Source organism: Hyphomicrobium nitrativorans NL23 (assembly GCF_000503895.1).
Taxonomy (GTDB): Bacteria; Pseudomonadota; Alphaproteobacteria; order Rhizobiales; family Hyphomicrobiaceae; genus Hyphomicrobium_C; species Hyphomicrobium_C nitrativorans.
This window is the reverse complement of the sequence record NC_022997.1, coordinates 544148-563599: the sequence shown is the minus strand read 5'-3', so window position 1 is coordinate 563599 and position 19452 is coordinate 544148. Positions and strand designations below refer to the sequence as shown.

Here is a 19452-nt window from a genome sequence, read left to right as displayed (position 1 = left end):
CGGGCCGGTCCTGCTGTGCCGTCACGCAAGGAAAGGTACGAGGTATGACGACGACGAAACATAATCAGACGAGAGCGAACGGGACCCTTCCGCGCGTTCCGCATCTTGAAGGAGCAAAAGACCGTTACCGGATGAAGGGGCTGGCGTTCGGCCTCATGCTGTCCGCCGCCGTTGTGGCATCGTCCCCCGCGCGCGCCCAGGACGGCGCGGTCTGGCTCGACGGCATCACCGTGATCGGCACGCGCACCGAGGTTTCCGTGCAGGACAACCCCGCCTCCGTAACCGTGATCGACCAGCAGCAGCTTGAGCGCAGGGCGCCAGAGAGCATCGCCGAGATGTTGCGTGACGTTCCGGGCGTCGAGGTCGTCGATTCCTCTGCAGCCGGCATGAAGCGCCTGCGCATCCGCGGCGAATCTTCGGCACGCGTGACCATCCTCGTCGACGGTCAGGAGATGACCGACCACAGCACGTTCGGCACACCCATCCTGATCGATCCGAGCAACGTGGAGCGCATCGACGTCGTGCGCGGCCCCGCGTCCGTTCTCTACGGCGCCAAGGCCATCGGCGGCGTGATCAACATCATCACCAAGCGCGGATCGGAGAAGCCCGTCGAGCTGGAGCTGGGCGGCGCCTACTATTCCGGAACGAAGGGCAAGCAGGGCTGGGCTGCGCTATCGGGAACGATCAACAGCTTAGACTATCGCATCTCCGGAACGCTTGCCGACCATGAGGACCGCAAGGTTCCGAGCGGCCGTTACACGTCCACCGGCAGGCTCGACGGCACCTCGTTCGACAGCGACGATCTCTACCTGCATCTGGGACACACGTTCGGCGCTGCGAACAATCACTATCTCGCGCTCAAGGTCGAGCAAAACCGGCTCACGACAGAGAACTGGACGGACCCTGAGAGCCTCGTTTTTCCCATCACGGATTTCCGCATCGACTTGCCCCAGCGCGACCGTCAGAAGATCGGCGTCTACTACGACGGCAAGAACCTCGGCCCCGTTCTGCGCAACGTCCACGTCGATGCGTTCTACCAGACGATTGACCGCCTGTTTATGAACGAAGTGGTGATGAGGCCGACACCGGCGGCCCCCAATCGGAGCGTGACCGTGACGTCCACATCCGACGACCAGATCGTGAACTTCGGCGGCACGATCCAGGCAGACTTCCAGTTCCATCCCGACCACGAAACCATCGTCGGTGCCCACTATCTTTCAGACGGTCTGGATACGGCGAAAACATCTTCGACCATATCGAGGGGGTTTCCCTTTCCTGTGCCGCCAACGCTTGGAGATGATCGCGACAAGGCCTTCATAAGAACCGCGTCAGCCTTCGCCCAGAACACGTGGTCGTTCGCACAGGATTTCAAGCTCGCAACCGGCATTCGCTACCACCACATCGAAACGGAACTCGACGAGACCACCAGCGCCACGCGCACGCCCCAGAGCAACAGCGAAGGACAGGTCGTAACTTCGGCTAGCCTTGTCTACACCGGCATCCAGGACACAACCCTGCGCGCGCACTACGCGGAAGGCTACATAACGCCGACGCTGCTTCAGCTCTTCACCGACACCGCCGCGGGCCGCGGTACGAACACCTACGGCAATCCCAACCTCGATACCGAAACGTCCCGCAGCTACGAGATCGGCGCACGCTACAATGCAGACGGCCTTGCACTCGACTTGGCCGGCTTCTACACGACCGCAAAGGACTACATCACGACGGTCCGCTGCGGAACGGGACCTGCGTGTCCGGCTGGGGCGTTGGCCGCGGAATACATTTATGACAACGTCGACGCCGCGACGACCTTCGGCATCGAGCTGATGGCCGAGTACGCTGTTCCCGGCACTGCGTTCACGCCTTACGTCAGCGGCGCATGGACACGGCGCAAACTCGAATTCCAGCGCTTCGACACCTACAACAGCAACACGCCCGAGCTATCGGGCCGGATCGGCGTGCGGTACGATACCGTGATCTCGGGGTTCAATCTCTGGACCGATCTGTTCGTGCGCACGGCAAGCGGCGTCAAGCTGTCGTCATGGAACGAGACGGCATCCGCCGTCGATACCGACACCCTCTCAGGATGGACGACATTGAACTTCGCGTTCGGCGGTCCGCTCACCGCAGACGAATCCGCAACGTTCGCGGTTCATCTCAACAACCTCACCGACGAAGAATACCGTTCATCGTTCGACGAGCTTCCGGGAATCGGACGAAGCGTCGAGGTGAGCGCTCGTGTGAAATTCTAGATCGCAACGCTCGAAAGATATTCGCAAACACCGGGCCGCTCTTGCAGAGCGGTCCGGCTTTACGTGCGCCGTTCATTCGTCGCTCGGCGCTTTCCCTCGACGCCACATCTCGTATCTAAGCCGCGCGATCCTATAGGCATCGGGGATGGACAACGCCCACACAAACAGGCCCCCGGCCGAGCGCCCGACGAACGAATGATCGGGCGTCGTCGTGTGCCAGGAGGCCAACGCGAGCAGCAGAGAAAAGAACGCAAAGCCGAATCCGCGCTGCGGAAGTCCCAACGCGACATGACCCCCACCCGGCAGAAGAACGGCAAGCGCGAGAACGATGTAGGGATGCACCGGCGGGCGATCCGAGGTCATGCCGCCTCCGGCTCTTGGTGCGCCGCCGCCGCTCCAACACGCAAAGTATCGAGTTCTCGAAGCACGTGGGCCAGCATCTCGGCAGAGACACCGCTGCCGTCGAAGGTCGCCTGACGAAGCAGAAGGTATTCTCCGCGGCGCCCTTCGTCCGCCTGGCGGATAATGCGCAAACCGCGCCGCGTCACCGCAATCTCCTTAACACGCGCGTCCGCCAGAATGGACGCGAGCAGCGCACTAAGCGCTTCGAAATTTACAGCAGACCGCTCATCTTCGCCGCGAACGATTACCTCGCGCGGGAACGACGGCGGCACGTCGATCACGTAATGGAAGCGAGGCGTAAGACTGAAGAACTCATAACCTGACGGCCGGACGAGAATGGAGAACCCGCAGAAACCTTCGAGTGTCGCCAGTTCCGTCACCTGGAGCCAAAGCTGCGGCAAGCGGCGGATCGTCATCCCGTCGCTGATCAGCCGAACGTCGATAGCGCGCCCCGCCTGCATGCCCTCGATGCGCGGAAACCCGTCTCCGCTCCATGTCACGGTTTGCGCATCGAATAACCTCGAACAATCGTCGAGAAGAGAACGGCGTTTGCCGAGTTGCAGCCGATGCTGTCGCAAAGCCAGCCACCCGAGCATGGCCGTCACGGCGATGACGACAACGACGCCTGAAAGCGACAACTCCACGGCCTCCAACTCCAGTTCTCACTCTCGCGCGACACCCGCTCGTCAATACCCGACAGGCTTCGGCCAAGGCATCGTAAACTGCTCCCCACGTCGCACGAACTTATACCGATGCAGCGCAAACCACAGCGAAGCAACAATGTAGAACACCATCATCGCAATCAACTGCGTGCCGTAGCCCAGAAACACCGCAAAGTACGTCGCGGCGCATAGGATCAGCAGCACGATCGCGGGCAGCGGGTGGAACGGATAGACATAACCCCGCTTAATCGACCCCAGCGGCCATTTTTTCCGGAACATGATCACGTTGATCGCCATGAACGTGTAGTCGAGCAGGCCCGAAAGGATCGAGAACGTAATCACCTGATCCAGCGGTGCGAAGTAAGCGAACACCAGGGCCACCGGCACCAGAAACACGATCGAGCGATAGGGCGTGCGATACTTGGGATGCACGGCGCCGAACACCTGGGGAAGATAATGATCGCGCCCCATGGAAAACCACGCGCGCGACGCATCGTTGATGCAGCAGTTGGCGGAGGCCAGTGCGGAGAAGATTGTGCCGATGAAGAGCAACACCATCAGAACCGTCGAATTGGTGAGACGCGCCGCATCGAACAGCGGCGTCACCGATTGCCCCAGATACTCCCACGGCATCAGGCCCGAGCAGACGTACCACGTCATGGTCGCCGCAATCAGAAGCGTAATGATGCCCGTCATGGTGCCGAGCGGAAGAGCGCGCGCCGGCGAGCGCACCTCCTCCGCAGCCTGCGTGGTTCCTTCGATACCGAGATAGAACCACATTCCGAAATGCAACGCTGCCAGCACGCCGAGCCAGCCATAGGGAAGCTCGGTCAGCAGCTGATCGTGATGCACGTAGGCATCGCTCCAGGGCTGGACCGCGAAGAACAGCACGCAAATTGCGATAAAGGCGATGGCCGTGATGACAAGGCTGAACGTCAGCGTCGTGTAGACGCCGCGATAATTGAGCCAGGCGAGCGTCATGATCGTGAGCACGACGAACGGCTTGTCGCTCGAATTCTCGAAACCCGCCATGATGCCGACGGTCTGGACAAGGTGACCGAGCGTGATGGCGTTCGCCGCCTCCAGCATCGTGTAGGCGAAAACCAGAAAAAGACCGACGTTAAAAGCCATCAGCGGCCCGATGATGTGCTTGGCCTGCGCGTACTGTCCGCCTGCGGCCGCAACCGTCGAGGTCACCTCCGAATCGATGATGGCAACGCACGTATAAAGGAGGCCGGCAAACCAGCACGCGATGAGCGCGGCAATAGCGCCACCCTTGCCGACCGCAAAGCTCCAGCCCATGTATTCGCCGACGAGAACGATCCCGACACCCAGCGCCCACACATGACCAGGGCCAAGCACGCGAAGCAGCGAGATGCGCTTCTGCCGGCGGCGAGCGGTTGCCTGAGCCACTAACGATCTCTTTCCCGCTCTGGATCGGTGACGGGCGACCGTTCGATCTCACCTTCCTTGGACGACGTCAGAAGATCCTCTTCGTAGGACCTGTCCGTTCGGATCATGTCGACCAGCATCCACAAACCGAGAAATGCCGAAAGGCTCCACGCGGCGTATTCCAAGAGTTCGAACGTATTCACCCGCGTGCCCCCCTATTCGCTATCGTCGAAATGTTCGTCGATGACCTCGCGATACTCTTTTCTCGACCAGTGGAGGACGATGATGAAATACGCAATGACGACGAGGGTGCTGATCCCAAGCTCTATAAAACTGAAATTGTAATTGAATCGGGTGGCGATGAGCAGCGCGGCGGGCTGTCTGCCGTCTTTCGCCTCCGCCCCGTCGGTGTACCCCAGCTTCTCCCATTGGGCCTGCATCGTCGCATTCTGCTTCATGCCGGCCCATGACGTATCGCTCAGCTCGACCGTGTACTTACCGCTGCCCACCAGACCCAGGTACACCGGTGCAAACAGGGACGCGAGCACGAGCACAAGCAGGAAAAGCGTATCGAAGACCTGCCCGATCCAGGATTGAACAGGTGGCTGATAGCGCTTCCTCGCCATGACTGCCGCCCTCACCCCTTCGCGCGCTTCATCTCATCGAGATAATAAATATCTAGCTTGTAGATATGCTCCTTGTCGCGCGTGTAGTGAATGATCATCGCTGCGATCGAAGCGGTGTTGAACAACAGAACCAGCCCGCCGCCGACCGCCAACGCGATGAGAACGCCCGCCTCCGCTTTGCTGACCAGAAGCACCCAGTAGGTGAAAGCATAGAGACACCACAGCACGACCACGGCGCCGATGGCCCATCTTCGATCGGCCGCGAACATCCGTTCCACGCGCGCGTCCGCCGGCTTCTGCTGCTGCATGAAGCTCCCCTTTGCGATGTCCTGTGGGCCCCGCCGTTGCACCCGGGGCATAATGTTCATACAGGGGAATTTTTTGTCATGCGCCGTCGTTTGGCAAGGCAAATCCGCGCCAGCCCGACAGCCGTTTGTGCCGCTTACGCGCGACCGCTCCGCAGCGCGTTATTGCGCTTCGCAGAAAGCGACGAGCCTCACGCGAGACCCGACCGGCCCGGCGCTGTTGGCTTCACGCTCTCCGCCACCACATCGGCCTTCGCAGCGCCGTCATCCTCTTCGAGCCCCTTCTTGAAGCTCCGGATGCCCTTGCCGACGTCCCCCATCAGCTCCGAAATCTTTCCGCGCCCGAACAGGAGAAACGCGACGGCCACCACGAGAAGAAGATGCGTGACGCTGAGACCCATGGTGACCTCCACTGTTGAAATGAATGCTCGGCGCCGGATGGATCAACGCCCGGCGTCGCCCTCTTCGTCCAGAATGACAAGCTCGGATTTAATGATCGGATGAATCCAGCAGCGGATCACCGTCGGCCCCGCAACGCGAAGCGTGAGGCTCCGCTTCACCCCAGGAACCTGGGTGTCGAGGTTATCGACCGTCCCATCCGAATAAGTGATGTAGAGATTGTGGGCCATGTCGGAGCGGTTATCGAACGTCACGACGTCGCCGACGCGCATCTCGCCCTCGATCTTATCGAGCTCCATGTGGTGCAACACCACCGTATGCTCGGCGGCCAACGCTATGCTTGAAAGAAGCGGCGCCGTTACGGCAATACTCATCGCAAGCGCTGCAATCCAACGTCTCATAACCATGTCACCTTTTGTCGCCTTCAGGGGAGCCGCGGCATCTTTACGTCAAGCGGCGGCCCTTGCAACGTCTTCAGATAGGCAATGAGATCCGCCCGCTCTTGTGCGCTCAACGTGATGGCCTGCATTTCCGGCGACAGGCTTGGCCGTTTCTTTCCGCCGTCCTCGTAGTGCTCGATCACCTCGTCGAGCGAAGCCATCGATCCGTCGTGCATATAGGGACCTGACAAGCGGAAATCCCGCAGCGTCGGCGTCTTGAAGGCGTGCTGCATGATCACGACACTGGGCGGCGCGAATTGCCCGCGCCCGATGTCTTCGCTTTCAAGCCCGATGTCATGGAAACTGTCGTCCGTGAGCCGCCAGCCCGAATGGCATTTGGCACAACGCCCCGCCTCGTTGAAGACGAGAAACCCGCGCTTGGCAGCTTCCGAGATAGCGGCCTCGTCCCCGTCGATCCACTTGTCGAACGGTGCTTCGCCCGACACGAGCGTGCGCTGGAAGCTCGCAAGTGCGCCGAGAAGCGTTTCCGCGCGGATGCCCTCGCCGGGATAGGCAGCTTCGAAAAGCGGCGCGTATCCGTCGATTGCGTTGACGCGCGTCACGGCCTCTTCGAGTTCGAGCCCCATCTCGTGCTCGGCCGTGATCGGCAGCACCGCCTGCTGTTCCAGCGTTCCGGCGCGGCCGTCCCACATCAGCGCGGAAAGCCACGCCGCATTGAGAACGGTCGGCGTCTTGCGCGGCAACGGCACGCCCGTCACCCCAACGCCGCGCTTGAGTCCGTCGCCCCAATCGAATCCCGGCTGATGGCAGCTTGCGCACGAAACGCTCCCCGTCCGCGAGAGCCGCGGATCGAAGAACAGCGTCTTGCCGAGTTCGGCCTTTTCCGGCGTCAACGGATTGGATGGCGGCGCGGGAATAGCCTCGGGGCGGCGATACTTCGCCTTGAGATCCTCGGAAACGTGCACTCCGGTCGCAGCCGACACGGGCCCTGCGAAGGCCGACGTCAACGCCGGGCCTTGCGGCGTGCGCGGCATGACACCCGCCGCCGTACCGACGGTCAGCACGATTGCAAAAGCCAAAAGGATGAAGAAACGGGTTTCCGTCATGTCGATCCGTTACGCACTCACCGTTTCCATGCCCCTTGCCCGCTCCGCATCGCGGACGTCTCCTTCGGTGCGCAGGCGCATGAGCACGAGATCGCGCGCGACGAGATCCGCAAGATTGGCCAAGGCCGTGAGGCAAACCGTCCCGTGATAATCTCCGGTCTCGCGTCGAGCGGCACCAGCGCCAAGCTGGGACAGCTCCGATAACAATGACATTCGCAGCGGCTCGACGACATCGTGCAGCGCACGCACCGTCGCGCCCTTGAATTCCGGATGCGTGGTAAGAGTCCCGCTTCGCGCAAGCATGTCGAACGTCAGAGCATGGTTCACAACATCGAGACCTGTCGCGTCGAAGGGCGCACGTGCCGCAACGGCCGCGTCGAGAATAGCGCCCGCTGCGATCAGGCGCCAGGTCGGGCTCGTCGCGCTCCTGGCCTCCCGATAAAGTCGGAGAAGGCTGCTCCATTCGGAAGACAATGCGCCGAGAGCAGGCTCGGTCTTGAGCGCACTCGGCCGGAACGGCACAAACCGCCAGCGCGCGCCGTACTCCACATCGGCGACGCGCCAGCCCGCGATTTCGAAGCTGCGCCCGTATTGGAGGGCCATACGGCTGAGTTCGGCGTCGGCGTGGCGAAAGGCCAGAGAAAGCGCGTCCGTCGCGCCTGTCGCCGGAACGGCATAAACGATCTCGTGAAGCTTACCGGCTTCGTTTGCCGAAGCGTGAAGAATGCAACGCACACCGTCGATCTCGACGTCGCGTTCGCTGTCCGAAGCGGAAACGACGAGGTCCGTCTCCCAAGCGCGCGTCAAGGTGTTGCAAAGCATGAAGCCCACCACAAACGAGCGCTCGTCCTTAGCCTCCTCGGAAGCCGTCACGGTCTCCTTCGGAGTTTCGGCCTTCAGCGGCGACAGAGTATTATGGGGAATCCACACAGCCTCACCTATTCGATGGGATGATGAGAATGCTCACGCCTTGGGCTTCACCTTCACCCCACCCTTCATGAAGGGATGCGGCGTGCACGTGTAGCTGTAATCGCCGGCTTCGTTGAAGCGGATGGCCATCGTCTGTCCGGTGCGCAGCATCGCACCCATGATCTTGGCCGGCGTGCCAATCTGCACGTTATGGGGAACAGCATCGCTGTTGGTCCATTCCACGGTCGTGCCCGCCTCGACTTCGAGCGTCGCCGGGGCATACTTCATCTTCGCGATATCGACTTTGACGACGTCCGCGGGGAGCGCGTCCTTTGCCACGACCTCAAGCGGATCCGCGGCACGGGCGACGTCGAACCCCGCGGACAAGACAATCAAAGCAGCAACAACAGCACTGACGATTTTCATACGGATCTCACACCTTTCGATCAAAAAGGGGCAGCAATGATCGCATCATCGCTGCCCAATTTGGACTTGGGAGAGGTTAGGCTTTGCCGACGATCGGCGAGATCGTGCAGTGGTAGGTCATGGCATCGTCCTCGGCACCGAAGCACCAGATGATGTCGTTCGCGAACTCCGGACGGTAGACCGGCAACTCGCCTTCCGTGTTGAGACAGCCGCAACGTCCGCAGACGTTCTTACCGCAGCAGTCGCGATAGGCGATCAGATAGCTCTGGTTGTCGCCGGGGTTGAAGCAGCTCGCGATCCACGAGCTGGGAGACAGCCGCGTGCCCGGAGGACAGTTCGTCAGCGAGCCGCCGCAGCAGTCGCAGATGTTGCCGTCGATCGAGCAGTGACGCCAGTAATCGCACTGCGTGACGTCGGTATCCTGCGGCTTCCAGCCTTCGCGCGTACCGGCTGCCGCATGAGCGCCGCGGCTCACGCGTCCGCGGCGGTCGACGGGCAGGAGCGGCACCAACGCGGCACCCGCAAGCACGGTCCCAACGCGGCCGATGAAACCACGGCGGCTGGTCCGCCCCGCAACTGTACGCGAGAGCTTCTCCAGGATTTGATCGAATTTCGTATTCTCTAGCATGGGGTATTCCTCCTCGACATATCCATTTGATTTTTCGGACTCAGTGCTCGGCGTGGAAGCCGTTGCCATTCGAATGAATTGAGCTGATGCCCGTTTTCTTCATGTAGTCCTGCAAAGAGTGATGACCGGAGCGAGCGCCTTCGACGAGGCTTTCGAGGTGCTCCCTCGTGTTGGTCAGGCCCTTTGCACGGATCTTCCCGTGGCTGTCGATCACGACGCCGTAGGGAATCTTTCCGACCTGGAAGCGCATGCCGACTTCCGCCGAAACGATGTAGGGGATGTCCCCGAGATCGTGGCTCTTGAGGAAACGGGCGTGGTCTTCCGGCTGTCCGTCGCTGACGAGGAACACGTTGATGTTCTCGTCGCGGGAAACCGATTTGATGATCGGCAGCAGCTTGTCGCAGATCGGACACGTCGGAGCCGTGAACATCAGCAGCGTTTCCTGCGGCTGCGGGCCGCCGATACGATGCGCCTTGCCGAAGTAGTCGACCACTTCGAACTTGGGTGCTGCGTCTCCGATATCCGGACCATGATCTGTGATCATGGCGCCGAGGGGTGCGGAACGCTCGTGCAGGATGCCGACCTGCCTGGTGATCCCGAACAAGGCGACCACACAACCGATAAGCGTGAGCCAGAGCAGAACGTTTGACGCAATCAGGAATTCGATCGCCATTGCGCGTTTCCTTTTCTAAGCGAGATGAGCGTTGTTCCGCGCGGTGGCTGCGACGCCACCGAGAAGACCGAACGTGATGTAGAGAAGCATCGCGACCGAGGCGGCAAAGACGCCCGTTGCAATGTCGGCCCAGGTTGCCGCGCGGGAAGCATCCACGAGCCCGAGCAGAACCAGCCCGCCGCCCGCCAGCACAACATTGCGCAGGACGAGGAACCAGCTAAGGGCCTGCTTGTAGCCCGTGCGGAAGCACCCGCAGTCGATGGCCTTGCGTCCGCGAGCGACGTTGATGGCCATCGCGATTGCGAAGAGCATCAACAGCCCGCTCGCCCCGGCGGCGGCATACGGGAGTGCTGGATCGACCAGCAATCCCGCAGCGACCGCCAGCTCCAGCCACGGCAGAACCGCAGCGACTGGAGCGGCGAGCGCCTCCGGCATCAGCCGGAAATTGCGGACCACACCCACGAACTCCTCCTGGTGGCGCAGCTTGGACAAAGCTGCGCCGGCGAACAGGAGAGCGAGGAACGACCGAAGAAAGGTCGTCACCAATGGATCGGAAAGGAGCCACATGGGAGGCCTCGATCAGTTGTCGTGAGCGATGATGACCTGCGGCCCGTGACCGAGCTCGGGAACGGAGTGCTGTTCCTTGCCCGTCGCGGCGTCGAGGATGTAGAGCGTCTTCTCGCCCGTCGAGAGCGCGTAGAGCTGGGGATTGTCGTCCTGGCTCACCGCAATCGAGTCGATGTCGCGGCCGAAATCGATCTTGCGGATACGCTTTCCGGTCTTGGCATCGTGAACGAAGGCGAAGCGGCTCGAATACTTGTGCGTCCACTTCGCGCGCTGGTCGCCAAGGAGATAGATCTCGTTGGTGCCGCGGTGGTAAGCCACCGGCAGCCAGCCGCCGACGCGCCAGTTGTCCTTCTTCTCTTCTTCCGTGAACACGTCGAAGTGCTGGCCGAACTTGGCTTCGCCCGACGAGATGTCGACCAGGAAGATCTTGCCTTCGTACGTCGGCCATACGATCTGGCCGGCCTTGAGCGAGAACGCAGGCGTGTTGATCAGGTACTCGTCCTCGGCATGGAAGACTTCCGTCTCCTTGACCTCAACCTTGCCGTCCTTGTCGAAGGTGACCTTCGCCATGGTGCCGCTGCGGCAATGCATGAAGAACGTGTCGTTGCCCGACGGGAAGATGTGATAGCAATCCGGCACATCGAGCATGCGCACGAACTTCTTGTTCTCGATGTCGACGAGGCCGACCTGCGGCGACGGCGTGAACTGATAGAACAGCAGCGACTTGCTGTCCGGCGTCAGCGTCGTCATCCACGGATACGTTCCGACGAGGAACCGGCTCTCCGGAATGTCGATGTCCGCGATCACTTCGTGCGTCTTGGAATCGTAGACCTCGATGTAATCGTCGCGCTGGCCCTTCGCCACGCGCGAGTAGACCGTGCTCGCGATACCGAAGAAGCTGCCGTCGGACGAAGCGAACGGGTTCGCAAGGAATCCGCCGTCCACCATGCCGAGCACCTTGCCGGTGTTGCCATCGACCGTGAAGTGCTGCGTCGTGACCGCAAAGTGCGCGGGGTCGGTGACGTAGATGCGGCGTGCATCGGGCTCCGGCGCCGAGAGAATGACGGGATTGTCTTCGAGATCCGACGTGGCTTCCTGACCGAGCTGCTTCGGCAGCTCCGAACCACGAGGACCTTCCTGCGCGTAGGCTGCACCGCCGGCAAGCAGGCCGAGCGTCGCGACACCGCCGATCAGGGCAGCACGATACCTCTTCAGCATTTCCGACGGATTATGGGCGTGCGTCATTGTTTCCTCCATGAGGCCGCGATTGTTTTTAGTGAAAAGAGACGTGTGAGCGTTAAGCGACGAGCAACGTCAGGATCGCCGCGCCGGCAGCAACCAACAGAGCGCCATCCGTCATGGCCGCCGCCTCCTGCCGCCGAGCCAGCCAAGCCGTCACAGCGCGATCGGTAACCGGAAGCGCGTTGACGACCAGCGGCAGAAAGCGGCCGAGGTTGAACACCAGGAAGATGCCGATGGCGAACGTGACCGAGCCCGAGAAAAGAGCGGCACCCGTCACGGCATAGAGCAGGGGCGTTTGGACATACGTCAGGTAGTTGAGCCCCAGCGAGAACCCGTACAGCAGGCCAATCACCCACTTCGGGAAACGCTGACGCGCGTCGTGCGGAACCTGACAGCGCCGCTGCGGATAAGGCACGTTGAGGAAGCCGAACTGATGCGCGCCATAAGCGACGAGCAGCACGGCGAACACCGGAATGGTATAAGCGAAATAGGCGTCGAGCCCGAGCGCGTAGCCGGCAAGCCCCAGCGCACCGCCGAGGACCAGCGCGCCTGCCGCATAGCCGACGGCGTGCGCAATAAGGGTCGGCATCCAGGCCATGACGGACGCACGCGAATACTCACCGCTGGGGCGCAGCAGGCAGACGCTCGAATAGCCGCAGGGAGACCACGTCGACAAAAGTCCGCCCGCGAACGCGGCCGAAACCAGGATCCAGAGCATGGCCGTCTGAAGCGGCACACCGGCGGCGAACGCCGCCGCACCGGCCGCGCCCGCAAGGAGGCTCACGGCCAGAAGGGAAAACCGCGCAAGGCCGGACCACGGCTGCGCAAACGATGTCGCGTCGTCGATATGATCGACAACGCCTTCACGCGCGGAATGCGCGCGGCCGTTCCAAGTTTCGGCCATTCGATAGCCTCCCCTTCGAGTACGTTACATCCCTAGTCGTCGTTTTATCGTGCCGGCGTTGATCGCCGGTTTTGAAGTCGCAACACTTCCCCGCCCGCCTCGCGGGAAAGCCCGCGAGCCGCTTGCGAAAAGCGTGACCGCCGATCAACCCTGCCGCACGATCACGAGAAGGGATCGGACGGAGGTCGATGCGACAATATGGGCAGCATGAGGGGGCAATCTTTCACCCGCCTCGAAGCTCCCTTACAATTTTGACAGGAATCAAATTTGCTCGGACACCCGCGCCGGAACCTGCGGTTTCGACGTGATGTGAAGGCCCGAGCGCAGCCTCAAGCCGAGCTGCGAGCGGCTGAACGGGTCGTTCGGAAAATGCACGACGACGTTGAGGCCCGGCGTGTTGTCGCCGATCTCGACATAGGCGCCGTGCAGCTCCGCAATCGCGACCGCGAACGGGATGCCGAGCCCGTGACCAGGCTTCGCGCGCGTCCCCTCGAAGCGATAGAAGCGCTCGAACAGGTGCTTGATTTCGCCATCCGGAACGCCCGGACCGTTGTCGCTAATCGACACGTCGAAGCCCGTGCGAAGCTCCTGAAGACTGATCGTGATCGTCGTCCCCTCGGGCGTATACTGGATCGCGTTTTCCAGGAAATTGATGATCATTTCCATCAGGAGCTCGCGGTCGCCGCTCACGGGCGGAACGTGCTGACGCGCGATGCAGACTTCGAGCTTGTGCCCATGGTCGGCGACGATCGGCTCGTAGATATCGGCAATATGCGCAAGCAGCGCGGGCATATCGACGGAGACGAAGCGCGAGCGCCGATCGCCCGACTGAAGCTGACCGATATTGAGCAGCGCCTCGAAAATCACGACGAGCGAGTCGATCTCCTGGATACCCTCGTCGATCTTGCGCGAAAGATCCGTGTTCGCGAATTCGCACTTGCTCACCACCTCCAGCCGTTGCCGGAGACGCGTCAGCGGCTTCTTCAGGTTGTGAGCGATATCGGCCGACATGTAGTTGAGGTTCCAGAGCAGCCGCTGTGCGTAATCCAGCGTCCCGTTGATCGCAAACGCGAGATCGGCCAGCCGATCGGCCTGTCCCGACATCGGCACGCGCCGGTCCATCTCGCCCGCCGCAAAGGAAAAGAGCGTCGATGTCATATCCTCGACGCGCGTGCGCGAGCGCCCCGAGAACAAGATCCCCACGAGAAACATGACGGCAAGCGCGGCGAAGGTCAGCATCGCAAACCCTCCGACCGCCCAATCGCGGGCCTGCGCAGACTTCACCTCGCTTTGCCCGACAAGAAGCTCGCCGCCTTGGGAGAGACGGGTAGACGCCACATGAAAGAAGCGCGTCGATAGTCCCCACCCGGCAACCCCGGACCGGATGGAAAGCGCCGCAGCACCCCATGCCGCATCCGGCGCAACGTCTCGCGATGTGTGGAGAACGACTTCGCCCGCCGCATTCCGTATCGAAACGAACGGTGCATCCGGATCGTGCCAAGCCGCGCTCGCCTCCACAAAGCGAACCAGTCCGTCCGTTCCGTTCTTGCGTTCGTAGTCGGCAAGCGAGGCCCCGACGTCTTCCACGCGCTTTTGCACACGCGCCGCGAGATCCTCGTGAGACTCGATGAAAAAATGCGAAAAAAGAAAGCTCATCGCCACAACCAGCAGACAGCTGGTTGCCACGATCAGGTGAGCATGAAAACGGGTCAGCGCGAGGTCAGGCTTCATAAATGGAATAGCCACATCCCCTGACCGTGTGGATAAGAGCCGTTTTGAACGGCTTGTCGACCTTTGTCCTCAGTCGGGAAATGTATGTCTCAACTACGCTCGTCTTGGGTTCGAAACGGAAGCCCCAAACGCGTTCGAGAAGCATAGTCCGCAACACGACGCGTCCTTTGTTCCGGAGCAGGATCTCCAGCAGCAGGCATTCCCGCGGCAAGAGATTGATCTGTTGGTGGTTGCGCGTCACGATCCGGTGCACCACGTCCATTTCGAGGTCGCCAACGCAAAGCTTCTCATGCTCGTCCCGAAGCGGCGAGCGCCGCCCCAGCGCGTTCACCCGCGCGAGCAGCTCCGAAAACGCGAACGGCTTGACCACATAATCGTCGCCGCCCACATCGAGCCCCTGCACCCGGTCGTTGATACTGCCCAGCGCCGTTAGAAACAGGATGGGCACGGACTGCCCGCTGCTGCGAAGCGTCCGCGCGACGGAGAGGCCATCGAGCCCGGGGATCATGCGATCCAGAATGACGAGATCGAAGTCGTCCTGAATCCCGAGCAGAACGCCGTCCTTGCCGTTCTCCACCACGTCCACGGTATGGCCCGCCTGACGGAGCCCGCTTCCCACGAAAGCAGCCGTCTCGCCGTCGTCTTCGATCAGAAGAATTCTCATGGCGCTCGCGCCTCGCCCTAGACCATGATCGCTTCGGACCCTGTCAGTCCGAAGCGTAAATCATCGGTCTCATCAAAGATCTAGAGTGTCCGATCCGATCCCGTCGGATCGGACGCTCTAATCGTGCTTCGAATAAGCATCTTCAAAATATCATTCAAAGCAAGCAAGATCGAACAAGAAAGACGAGCACCAAGCCAACGGCTGAGGGGCCGCGACGTGCAATCCTGTCTGAAACTGAGCCCTCCTTTACATTTCGCGTAAGGCAACACTCTCAGTTGCCGAAGGCTCAACATCTGGCAGACTGGATCATCGCCGTGCGCGCCATTCGGTGAATCTTTTACGCGTCCGTTTTTGAGCGCATCGCGTTCGCAAGGCGCAAAATGGCACCCCTTTTCAAGGGGTTTTTGCATCGCAAAATAACAGAGTGACCCGATGAAGAACCCTTCCCCCATCGGCCAACACCCGGCACCCGCCGAATCGGCGCGTCCAGGAACGGAACGCGCGCCTCCTGCCCGAAAAGCCGAGAAAACTTCGTCCTCCGCCGTCTCTCGCCGCGACTTCCTCGGCGGCGCTGCCAAGTCGGCCGGCGTCGCCTGCCTCGCGGCGGTCGCACTCGACCAGTTCATCCGCACGGCGCGCTCGACCGAGGCCAAAGCTCTGCGTCCTCCCGGCGCCATCGATGAAGAAGAATTCCTCTCCGCCTGCGTCCGCTGCGGTCTGTGCGTGCGCGCCTGCCCCTACGACACGCTGCATCTCGCGACGCTGGGCGACTCCGCCGCCATCGGCACGCCCTACTTCGTCGCCCGCGAGACACCCTGCTTCATGTGCCACGACGTCCCGTGCGCCAAGGCGTGTCCGACCGGCGCTCTGAATGCCGAAATCCCAAACATTCGCCACGCCGACATGGGCCTTGCTGTCCTCGTCGATCACGAGACCTGCCTCAACTACAAGGGCATGCATTGCTCCATCTGCTATCGCGTCTGCCCGATCCGGAACGAAGCGATCACGCTCGAAAAACAGACGATCAAGGGCCGCCAGATGGTGATCCCGGTCGTGCATTCGACCAAGTGCACCGGCTGCGGCCACTGCGAGAAGCACTGCGTGCTGGAGGAAGCCGCCATCCGTGTGCTCCCGCGTCCCCTCGGTCAGGGCAAGGCGGGGCGCAACAACGCCGGTCGCGGGCTGACAGGGCATGGCTCGCTGAAGCGGGGCGTCTAGCATGAACCGCAAGGCTGCCGTCGAATGGCTCACCTCCGACGCGCGCACCTACGCCGCTGAACGGCGCGGCTGGCTCTACGCCCACCGTTTCTGGCTGGCGCGGCGAGCCTCGCAGGCGCTCGTGCTTGCGATCTTCCTCACCGGCCCGTGGCTCGGCCTCTGGATCGCGCGCGGCAACTTCGCCTCCAGCGAGATCCTGGGCGTCCTGCCCCTCGCCGACCCCTTCATCTTCGTCCAGTCCCTGGCGGCGGGCCACAGGCCGATCCTGCTCTCGCTCATCGGGGTCGCAACCATCACCGCGTTCTATTTTCTGGTCGGCGGGCGCGTCTATTGCAGTTGGGTCTGCCCGGTCAACGTCGTCACCGACACCGCTCATTGGCTGCGCGACAAGCTCGGCCTCACGCGCGACCGCAAGCTTGATCGGCGCACGCGCCTCTGGATCATCGCAGCTGCGATCCTGGCCTCGTTCCTCTCCGGCACCATCGCCTGGGAGTTCCTCAACCCCGTCAGCACGCTCCAGCGCGGCATCATCTTCGGCATCGGCGCGGGCTGGGGCATCGTCGCCGCCGTCTTCATGCTCGATCTGTTCGTGACGCGGCGCGGCTGGTGCAGCCATCTCTGCCCCGTCGGGGCGTTCTACGGGCTCATCGGAAAGCACAGCCTCGTGCGCGTGAGCGCCATAAACCGCACGGCGTGCACGGACTGCGGCGCCTGCTTCAAGGCCTGCCCCGAACCGCACGTCATCACGCCCGCCCTCAAGGGAACAGGAACGCATCTGATCGTGTCGGGAGATTGCACGAACTGCGCGGCGTGCATCGATTCCTGCTACATCGACGTCTTCGAATACGGAACGAGGCTGTCCAGCCGCCACGCCGCCCCCGAGCGCTTCATCGAGCCGCAACCCGCCCAATGATCTAACGACCGCGGATCATGCGTTTGAACCCGGCGATGGTCCCGATGTAGACGTGGAACAGCAAAAACAGCGCCCCGATCAAGCCCACCCAGTAATGGGCCAGCGCAAACGGCCAGATCCCGCCGAGCCCGGCAACCTGCTCCGGCAGAAGCTCGGGATAAAACAGAACGAGCCCGGTCACGATCAGCAGTGGCGACAGGACCATTAGACTCAAAATCGAAAGCCACTGCTGAATGAGGATGAGAAACCCGCGTGACAGTTCGAGACGCGACGGCCCCTCCGTTCCTGCTTCCGGAACGCCCCGGACGAGGTAGCCGCCGAAACGGCGGATCCGCGCCGATAAGTTCTGCCACCGTCTCTGATACCGCCTCCAGTAGCCGGTCATCGCCGCTGCAACGGCAAACACAACGACCAGGATCGAGAACAGAATGCCCGTCACCTGGTGCAGCGTATCGGCCAGCCCGTAATCCATCAGCACAAACCGCGACGATGAATACGTCAGCACCACGCCGGTAAAAACCAGGATCACGAACAGGATCGCGATCGCCCAGTGCCAAAGCCGAACCCACCCCGGCGTCACGGCTCAACCTCCCCACCGCGCCGCGCTCCGCTCTGCCTGCGCGCCAGCACACGCCAGGCGCCATGGGCAAGCACGAGCGCAAGCCCGAGGCTCATCAGTGCGTAAGCGGCCAAATCGGTCCACTTATGCCGGTTGGCGCCGGCCACATAGCCGTCCTGCAAAATGCGGACATTATGGAAGCCAAGCTTCGTCTCGCTCGGATCGACATAGCGGTAGAGGCGCGTCAGCAGCACGCTGTCGATACTGTGACAGCTATTACATCCCTGATCGGCCTTCTTGCCGAGCGGCAGATCGTGCGCGACCGCCGACATAACGCTCGTATGGCAATCGACGCAGCGCGTCCCGGAGAGATGCAGCTCCGCGTGCGGCAGATAGCTGTGCGCCTTGAGGAGATTGGGCTCGGCCGGATCGGCGAGCGCACCCGTCGCCCCATCCTTGTGACACGTAAGGCACGGACCGTTGTCGTTGGCCAGAATGAGTTGCGGATCCTTGATGCGCTTCGTTGCCTTGAAGTAGTGCGGCTCGTGGCAATGCTCGCACGTGAAGCGCTGCTCCGCCGCCTTGCGATGCGGATCGCCGGTCCCGCTCGTCACTTCAGGGGCCGCATGAACGGGCTTTCCCGTCGAGGTGCCGCAGCACTTCTCCTTGGCATGCTTGAATTCCGTGAAGTGCACCGAACCTTCGTATTCCTCTCGCATGCGGTCGAAATCGTAGGGCTTATCGTCCTCTGCGCCCTTCTCTTTTCGCGGATGGCAATCCATGCAGGTCTCGGTCTTCATCCCCCGATGCGGGAAGTTGGCGAAACCCTTCGAGTGACAATCGAGACAATGGATCTGGCCGTGATCGGCATCGCGAAAATCTGGAATGCTGATGGTCCCGCCGCGCGTCTGCGCAGCCTTGGCCGGCGCGGTCAGACGATTGGCGCCGGCATGACAGGCCAGGCATCGAAGCCGCTGGATCGCCTCGCTGCTCTGAGCCGAGGCCGGAAACGAAGCAACGCAAAACCCAAGGATCGCACTCGCGGCCGCGAGCGTCGCCGAGAGCGCACAACGGAGGGCGCACGGCATCATCGGTCGAACCCGAAGCTGGAAGGCGACAGAGGCGCTGTCAGACGGATCGATGCAGATCAGGAAAGCCGTCGGAGCGCGTCAACACGAGATGCGGGTATGTGCACGGGTTGGCCATTCGATAGTCCCTCCAAATGCGTTTCCAAAATTTCTTTTTTGTTGCTTGCAGACGTTCGAGGCGAGCCTTCGCGGGATCGGGCGCGCTGCAAATATGCAGCCCGCCGTCCCCCTCGCCTTGCGCGGCTCCGGACGGAATGAGGCGCGCAACGAAGACATCGCCAGATTGCACCTCGCGCCAATGCTAAGGAGGAGAAGCGGGCAAAGTGCAGAACGCGGCGATCATACGAAGGTGGAGGCCCAATCTTTCATCCGCCTCGAAGCTCCC

23 protein-coding genes are annotated in these 19452 nt (G+C 61.8%); 3 read left to right on the top strand and 20 right to left on the bottom strand.

The features are described 5' to 3' along the window. The first annotated feature begins 131 nt into the window (after nt 1-131). Entirely contained in the window at nt 132-2252 is a 2121-nt protein-coding gene (locus W911_RS02575; RefSeq protein ID WP_158412822.1) for a TonB-dependent receptor plug domain-containing protein, read from the top strand. Nucleotides 2253-2324: 72 nt separating this feature from the next. On the opposite strand, the gene W911_RS02570 is transcribed toward W911_RS02575, so the two are convergent. The 18 genes from W911_RS02570 to W911_RS02485 all read right to left on the bottom strand — a co-directional run bounded on the left by W911_RS02570 (nt 2325) and on the right by W911_RS02485 (nt 15289). Further along, the gene (locus W911_RS02570) at nt 2325-2615 is read right to left on the bottom strand and encodes a hypothetical protein (RefSeq protein ID WP_023785949.1); all 291 of its coding nucleotides are present in this window, start codon (nt 2613-2615) and stop codon (nt 2325-2327) included. Continuing rightward, on the bottom strand, nt 2612-3298 hold the full coding sequence (locus W911_RS02565) for a hypothetical protein (protein WP_144083487.1): 687 nt from the start codon (nt 3296-3298) through the stop codon (nt 2612-2614). Before W911_RS02565 ends, W911_RS02570 begins: the two co-directional genes overlap by 4 nt. 42 nt (nt 3299-3340) lie before the next feature. Beyond that, the gene (locus tag W911_RS02560; protein WP_023785947.1) at nt 3341-4729 is read right to left on the bottom strand and encodes an APC family permease; all 1389 of its coding nucleotides are present in this window, start codon (nt 4727-4729) and stop codon (nt 3341-3343) included. Continuing rightward, complete coding sequence (locus W911_RS02555) at nt 4729-4911, bottom strand: hypothetical protein (protein ID WP_023785946.1); 183 nt, start codon at nt 4909-4911, stop codon at nt 4729-4731. The genes W911_RS02560 and W911_RS02555 overlap by 1 nt, the downstream gene beginning before the upstream one ends. Before the next feature lie 12 nt (nt 4912-4923). Beyond that, nucleotides 4924-5334 carry a hypothetical protein gene (locus tag W911_RS02550; RefSeq protein WP_023785945.1) on the bottom strand — a complete coding sequence of 137 codons (411 nt, stop codon included), beginning with the start codon at nt 5332-5334 and terminating at the stop codon, nt 4924-4926. An 11-nt stretch (nt 5335-5345) separates the two neighbouring features. Next, nucleotides 5346-5642 (bottom strand): hypothetical protein, encoded by a 297-nt coding sequence (locus tag W911_RS02545; RefSeq protein ID WP_023785944.1) that lies wholly within the window; start codon nt 5640-5642, stop codon nt 5346-5348. Nucleotides 5643-5830: 188 nt separating this feature from the next. Further along, nucleotides 5831-6040 carry a twin-arginine translocase TatA/TatE family subunit gene (tatA, locus tag W911_RS02540; protein WP_023785943.1) on the bottom strand — a complete coding sequence of 70 codons (210 nt, stop codon included), beginning with the start codon at nt 6038-6040 and terminating at the stop codon, nt 5831-5833. Between the two features lie 42 nt (nt 6041-6082). Beyond that, entirely contained in the window at nt 6083-6439 is a 357-nt protein-coding gene (locus W911_RS02535) for a cupredoxin domain-containing protein (protein ID WP_244438576.1), read from the bottom strand. 23 nt (nt 6440-6462) lie between these two features. After that, nucleotides 6463-7545, bottom strand: a complete 1083-nt coding sequence (gene mauG, locus W911_RS02530) for a tryptophan tryptophylquinone biosynthesis enzyme MauG (protein WP_023785941.1) — start codon at nt 7543-7545, stop codon at nt 6463-6465. 9 nt (nt 7546-7554) lie between these two features. Next, nucleotides 7555-8418, bottom strand: coding sequence for a methylamine utilization protein MauJ (locus tag W911_RS17100; protein WP_144083486.1), 864 nt, complete (start codon nt 8416-8418; stop codon nt 7555-7557). Between the two features lie 90 nt (nt 8419-8508). Beyond that, nucleotides 8509-8880: a plastocyanin/azurin family copper-binding protein gene (locus W911_RS02520; protein ID WP_023785939.1), complete on the bottom strand. Its 372-nt coding sequence runs from the start codon at nt 8878-8880 to the stop codon at nt 8509-8511. Nucleotides 8881-8956: 76 nt separating this feature from the next. After that, nucleotides 8957-9508 (bottom strand): methylamine dehydrogenase (amicyanin) small subunit, encoded by a 552-nt coding sequence (gene mauA / locus W911_RS02515; RefSeq protein WP_023785938.1) that lies wholly within the window; start codon nt 9506-9508, stop codon nt 8957-8959. A gap of 40 nt (nt 9509-9548) precedes the next feature. Further along, a complete protein-coding gene (mauD, locus tag W911_RS02510) occupies nt 9549-10181 on the bottom strand; it encodes a methylamine dehydrogenase accessory protein MauD (RefSeq protein ID WP_023785937.1) in 633 nt (210 codons plus the stop codon). 15 nt (nt 10182-10196) lie between these two features. Next, nucleotides 10197-10724: a MauE/DoxX family redox-associated membrane protein gene (locus W911_RS02505; RefSeq protein WP_244438574.1), complete on the bottom strand. Its 528-nt coding sequence runs from the start codon at nt 10722-10724 to the stop codon at nt 10197-10199. Nucleotides 10725-10760: 36 nt separating this feature from the next. Further along, a complete protein-coding gene (gene mauB, locus W911_RS02500) occupies nt 10761-11993 on the bottom strand; it encodes a methylamine dehydrogenase (amicyanin) large subunit (RefSeq protein WP_244438572.1) in 1233 nt (410 codons plus the stop codon). Between the two features lie 52 nt (nt 11994-12045). Next, nucleotides 12046-12894 (bottom strand): cytochrome c biogenesis protein CcdA, encoded by an 849-nt coding sequence (locus W911_RS02495; RefSeq protein ID WP_023785934.1) that lies wholly within the window; start codon nt 12892-12894, stop codon nt 12046-12048. A gap of 261 nt (nt 12895-13155) precedes the next feature. After that, entirely contained in the window at nt 13156-14625 is a 1470-nt protein-coding gene (locus tag W911_RS02490; RefSeq protein WP_023785933.1) for a sensor histidine kinase, read from the bottom strand. Beyond that, complete coding sequence (locus W911_RS02485; protein WP_023785932.1) at nt 14615-15289, bottom strand: response regulator; 675 nt, start codon at nt 15287-15289, stop codon at nt 14615-14617. Before W911_RS02485 ends, W911_RS02490 begins: the two co-directional genes overlap by 11 nt. A 432-nt stretch (nt 15290-15721) precedes the next feature. Here W911_RS02485 and napG point away from each other — a divergent pair, with 432 nt between their 5' ends. Both napG and napH read left to right on the top strand, forming a co-directional pair. Then, on the top strand, nt 15722-16507 hold the full coding sequence (gene napG / locus W911_RS02480) for a ferredoxin-type protein NapG (protein ID WP_023785931.1): 786 nt from the start codon (nt 15722-15724) through the stop codon (nt 16505-16507). A 1-nt stretch (nt 16508) separates the two neighbouring features. Further along, the gene (napH, locus tag W911_RS02475) at nt 16509-17420 is read left to right on the top strand and encodes a quinol dehydrogenase ferredoxin subunit NapH (protein WP_023785930.1); all 912 of its coding nucleotides are present in this window, start codon (nt 16509-16511) and stop codon (nt 17418-17420) included. 1 nt (nt 17421) lies between these two features. On the opposite strand, the gene W911_RS17095 is transcribed toward napH, so the two are convergent. Both W911_RS17095 and W911_RS02465 read right to left on the bottom strand, forming a co-directional pair. After that, a complete protein-coding gene (locus W911_RS17095; protein WP_023785929.1) occupies nt 17422-18000 on the bottom strand; it encodes a cytochrome b/b6 domain-containing protein in 579 nt (192 codons plus the stop codon). Beyond that, nucleotides 17997-19070 (bottom strand): cytochrome c3 family protein, encoded by a 1074-nt coding sequence (locus W911_RS02465; protein WP_023785928.1) that lies wholly within the window; start codon nt 19068-19070, stop codon nt 17997-17999. Before W911_RS02465 ends, W911_RS17095 begins: the two co-directional genes overlap by 4 nt. Nucleotides 19071-19452 lie beyond the last annotated feature (382 nt).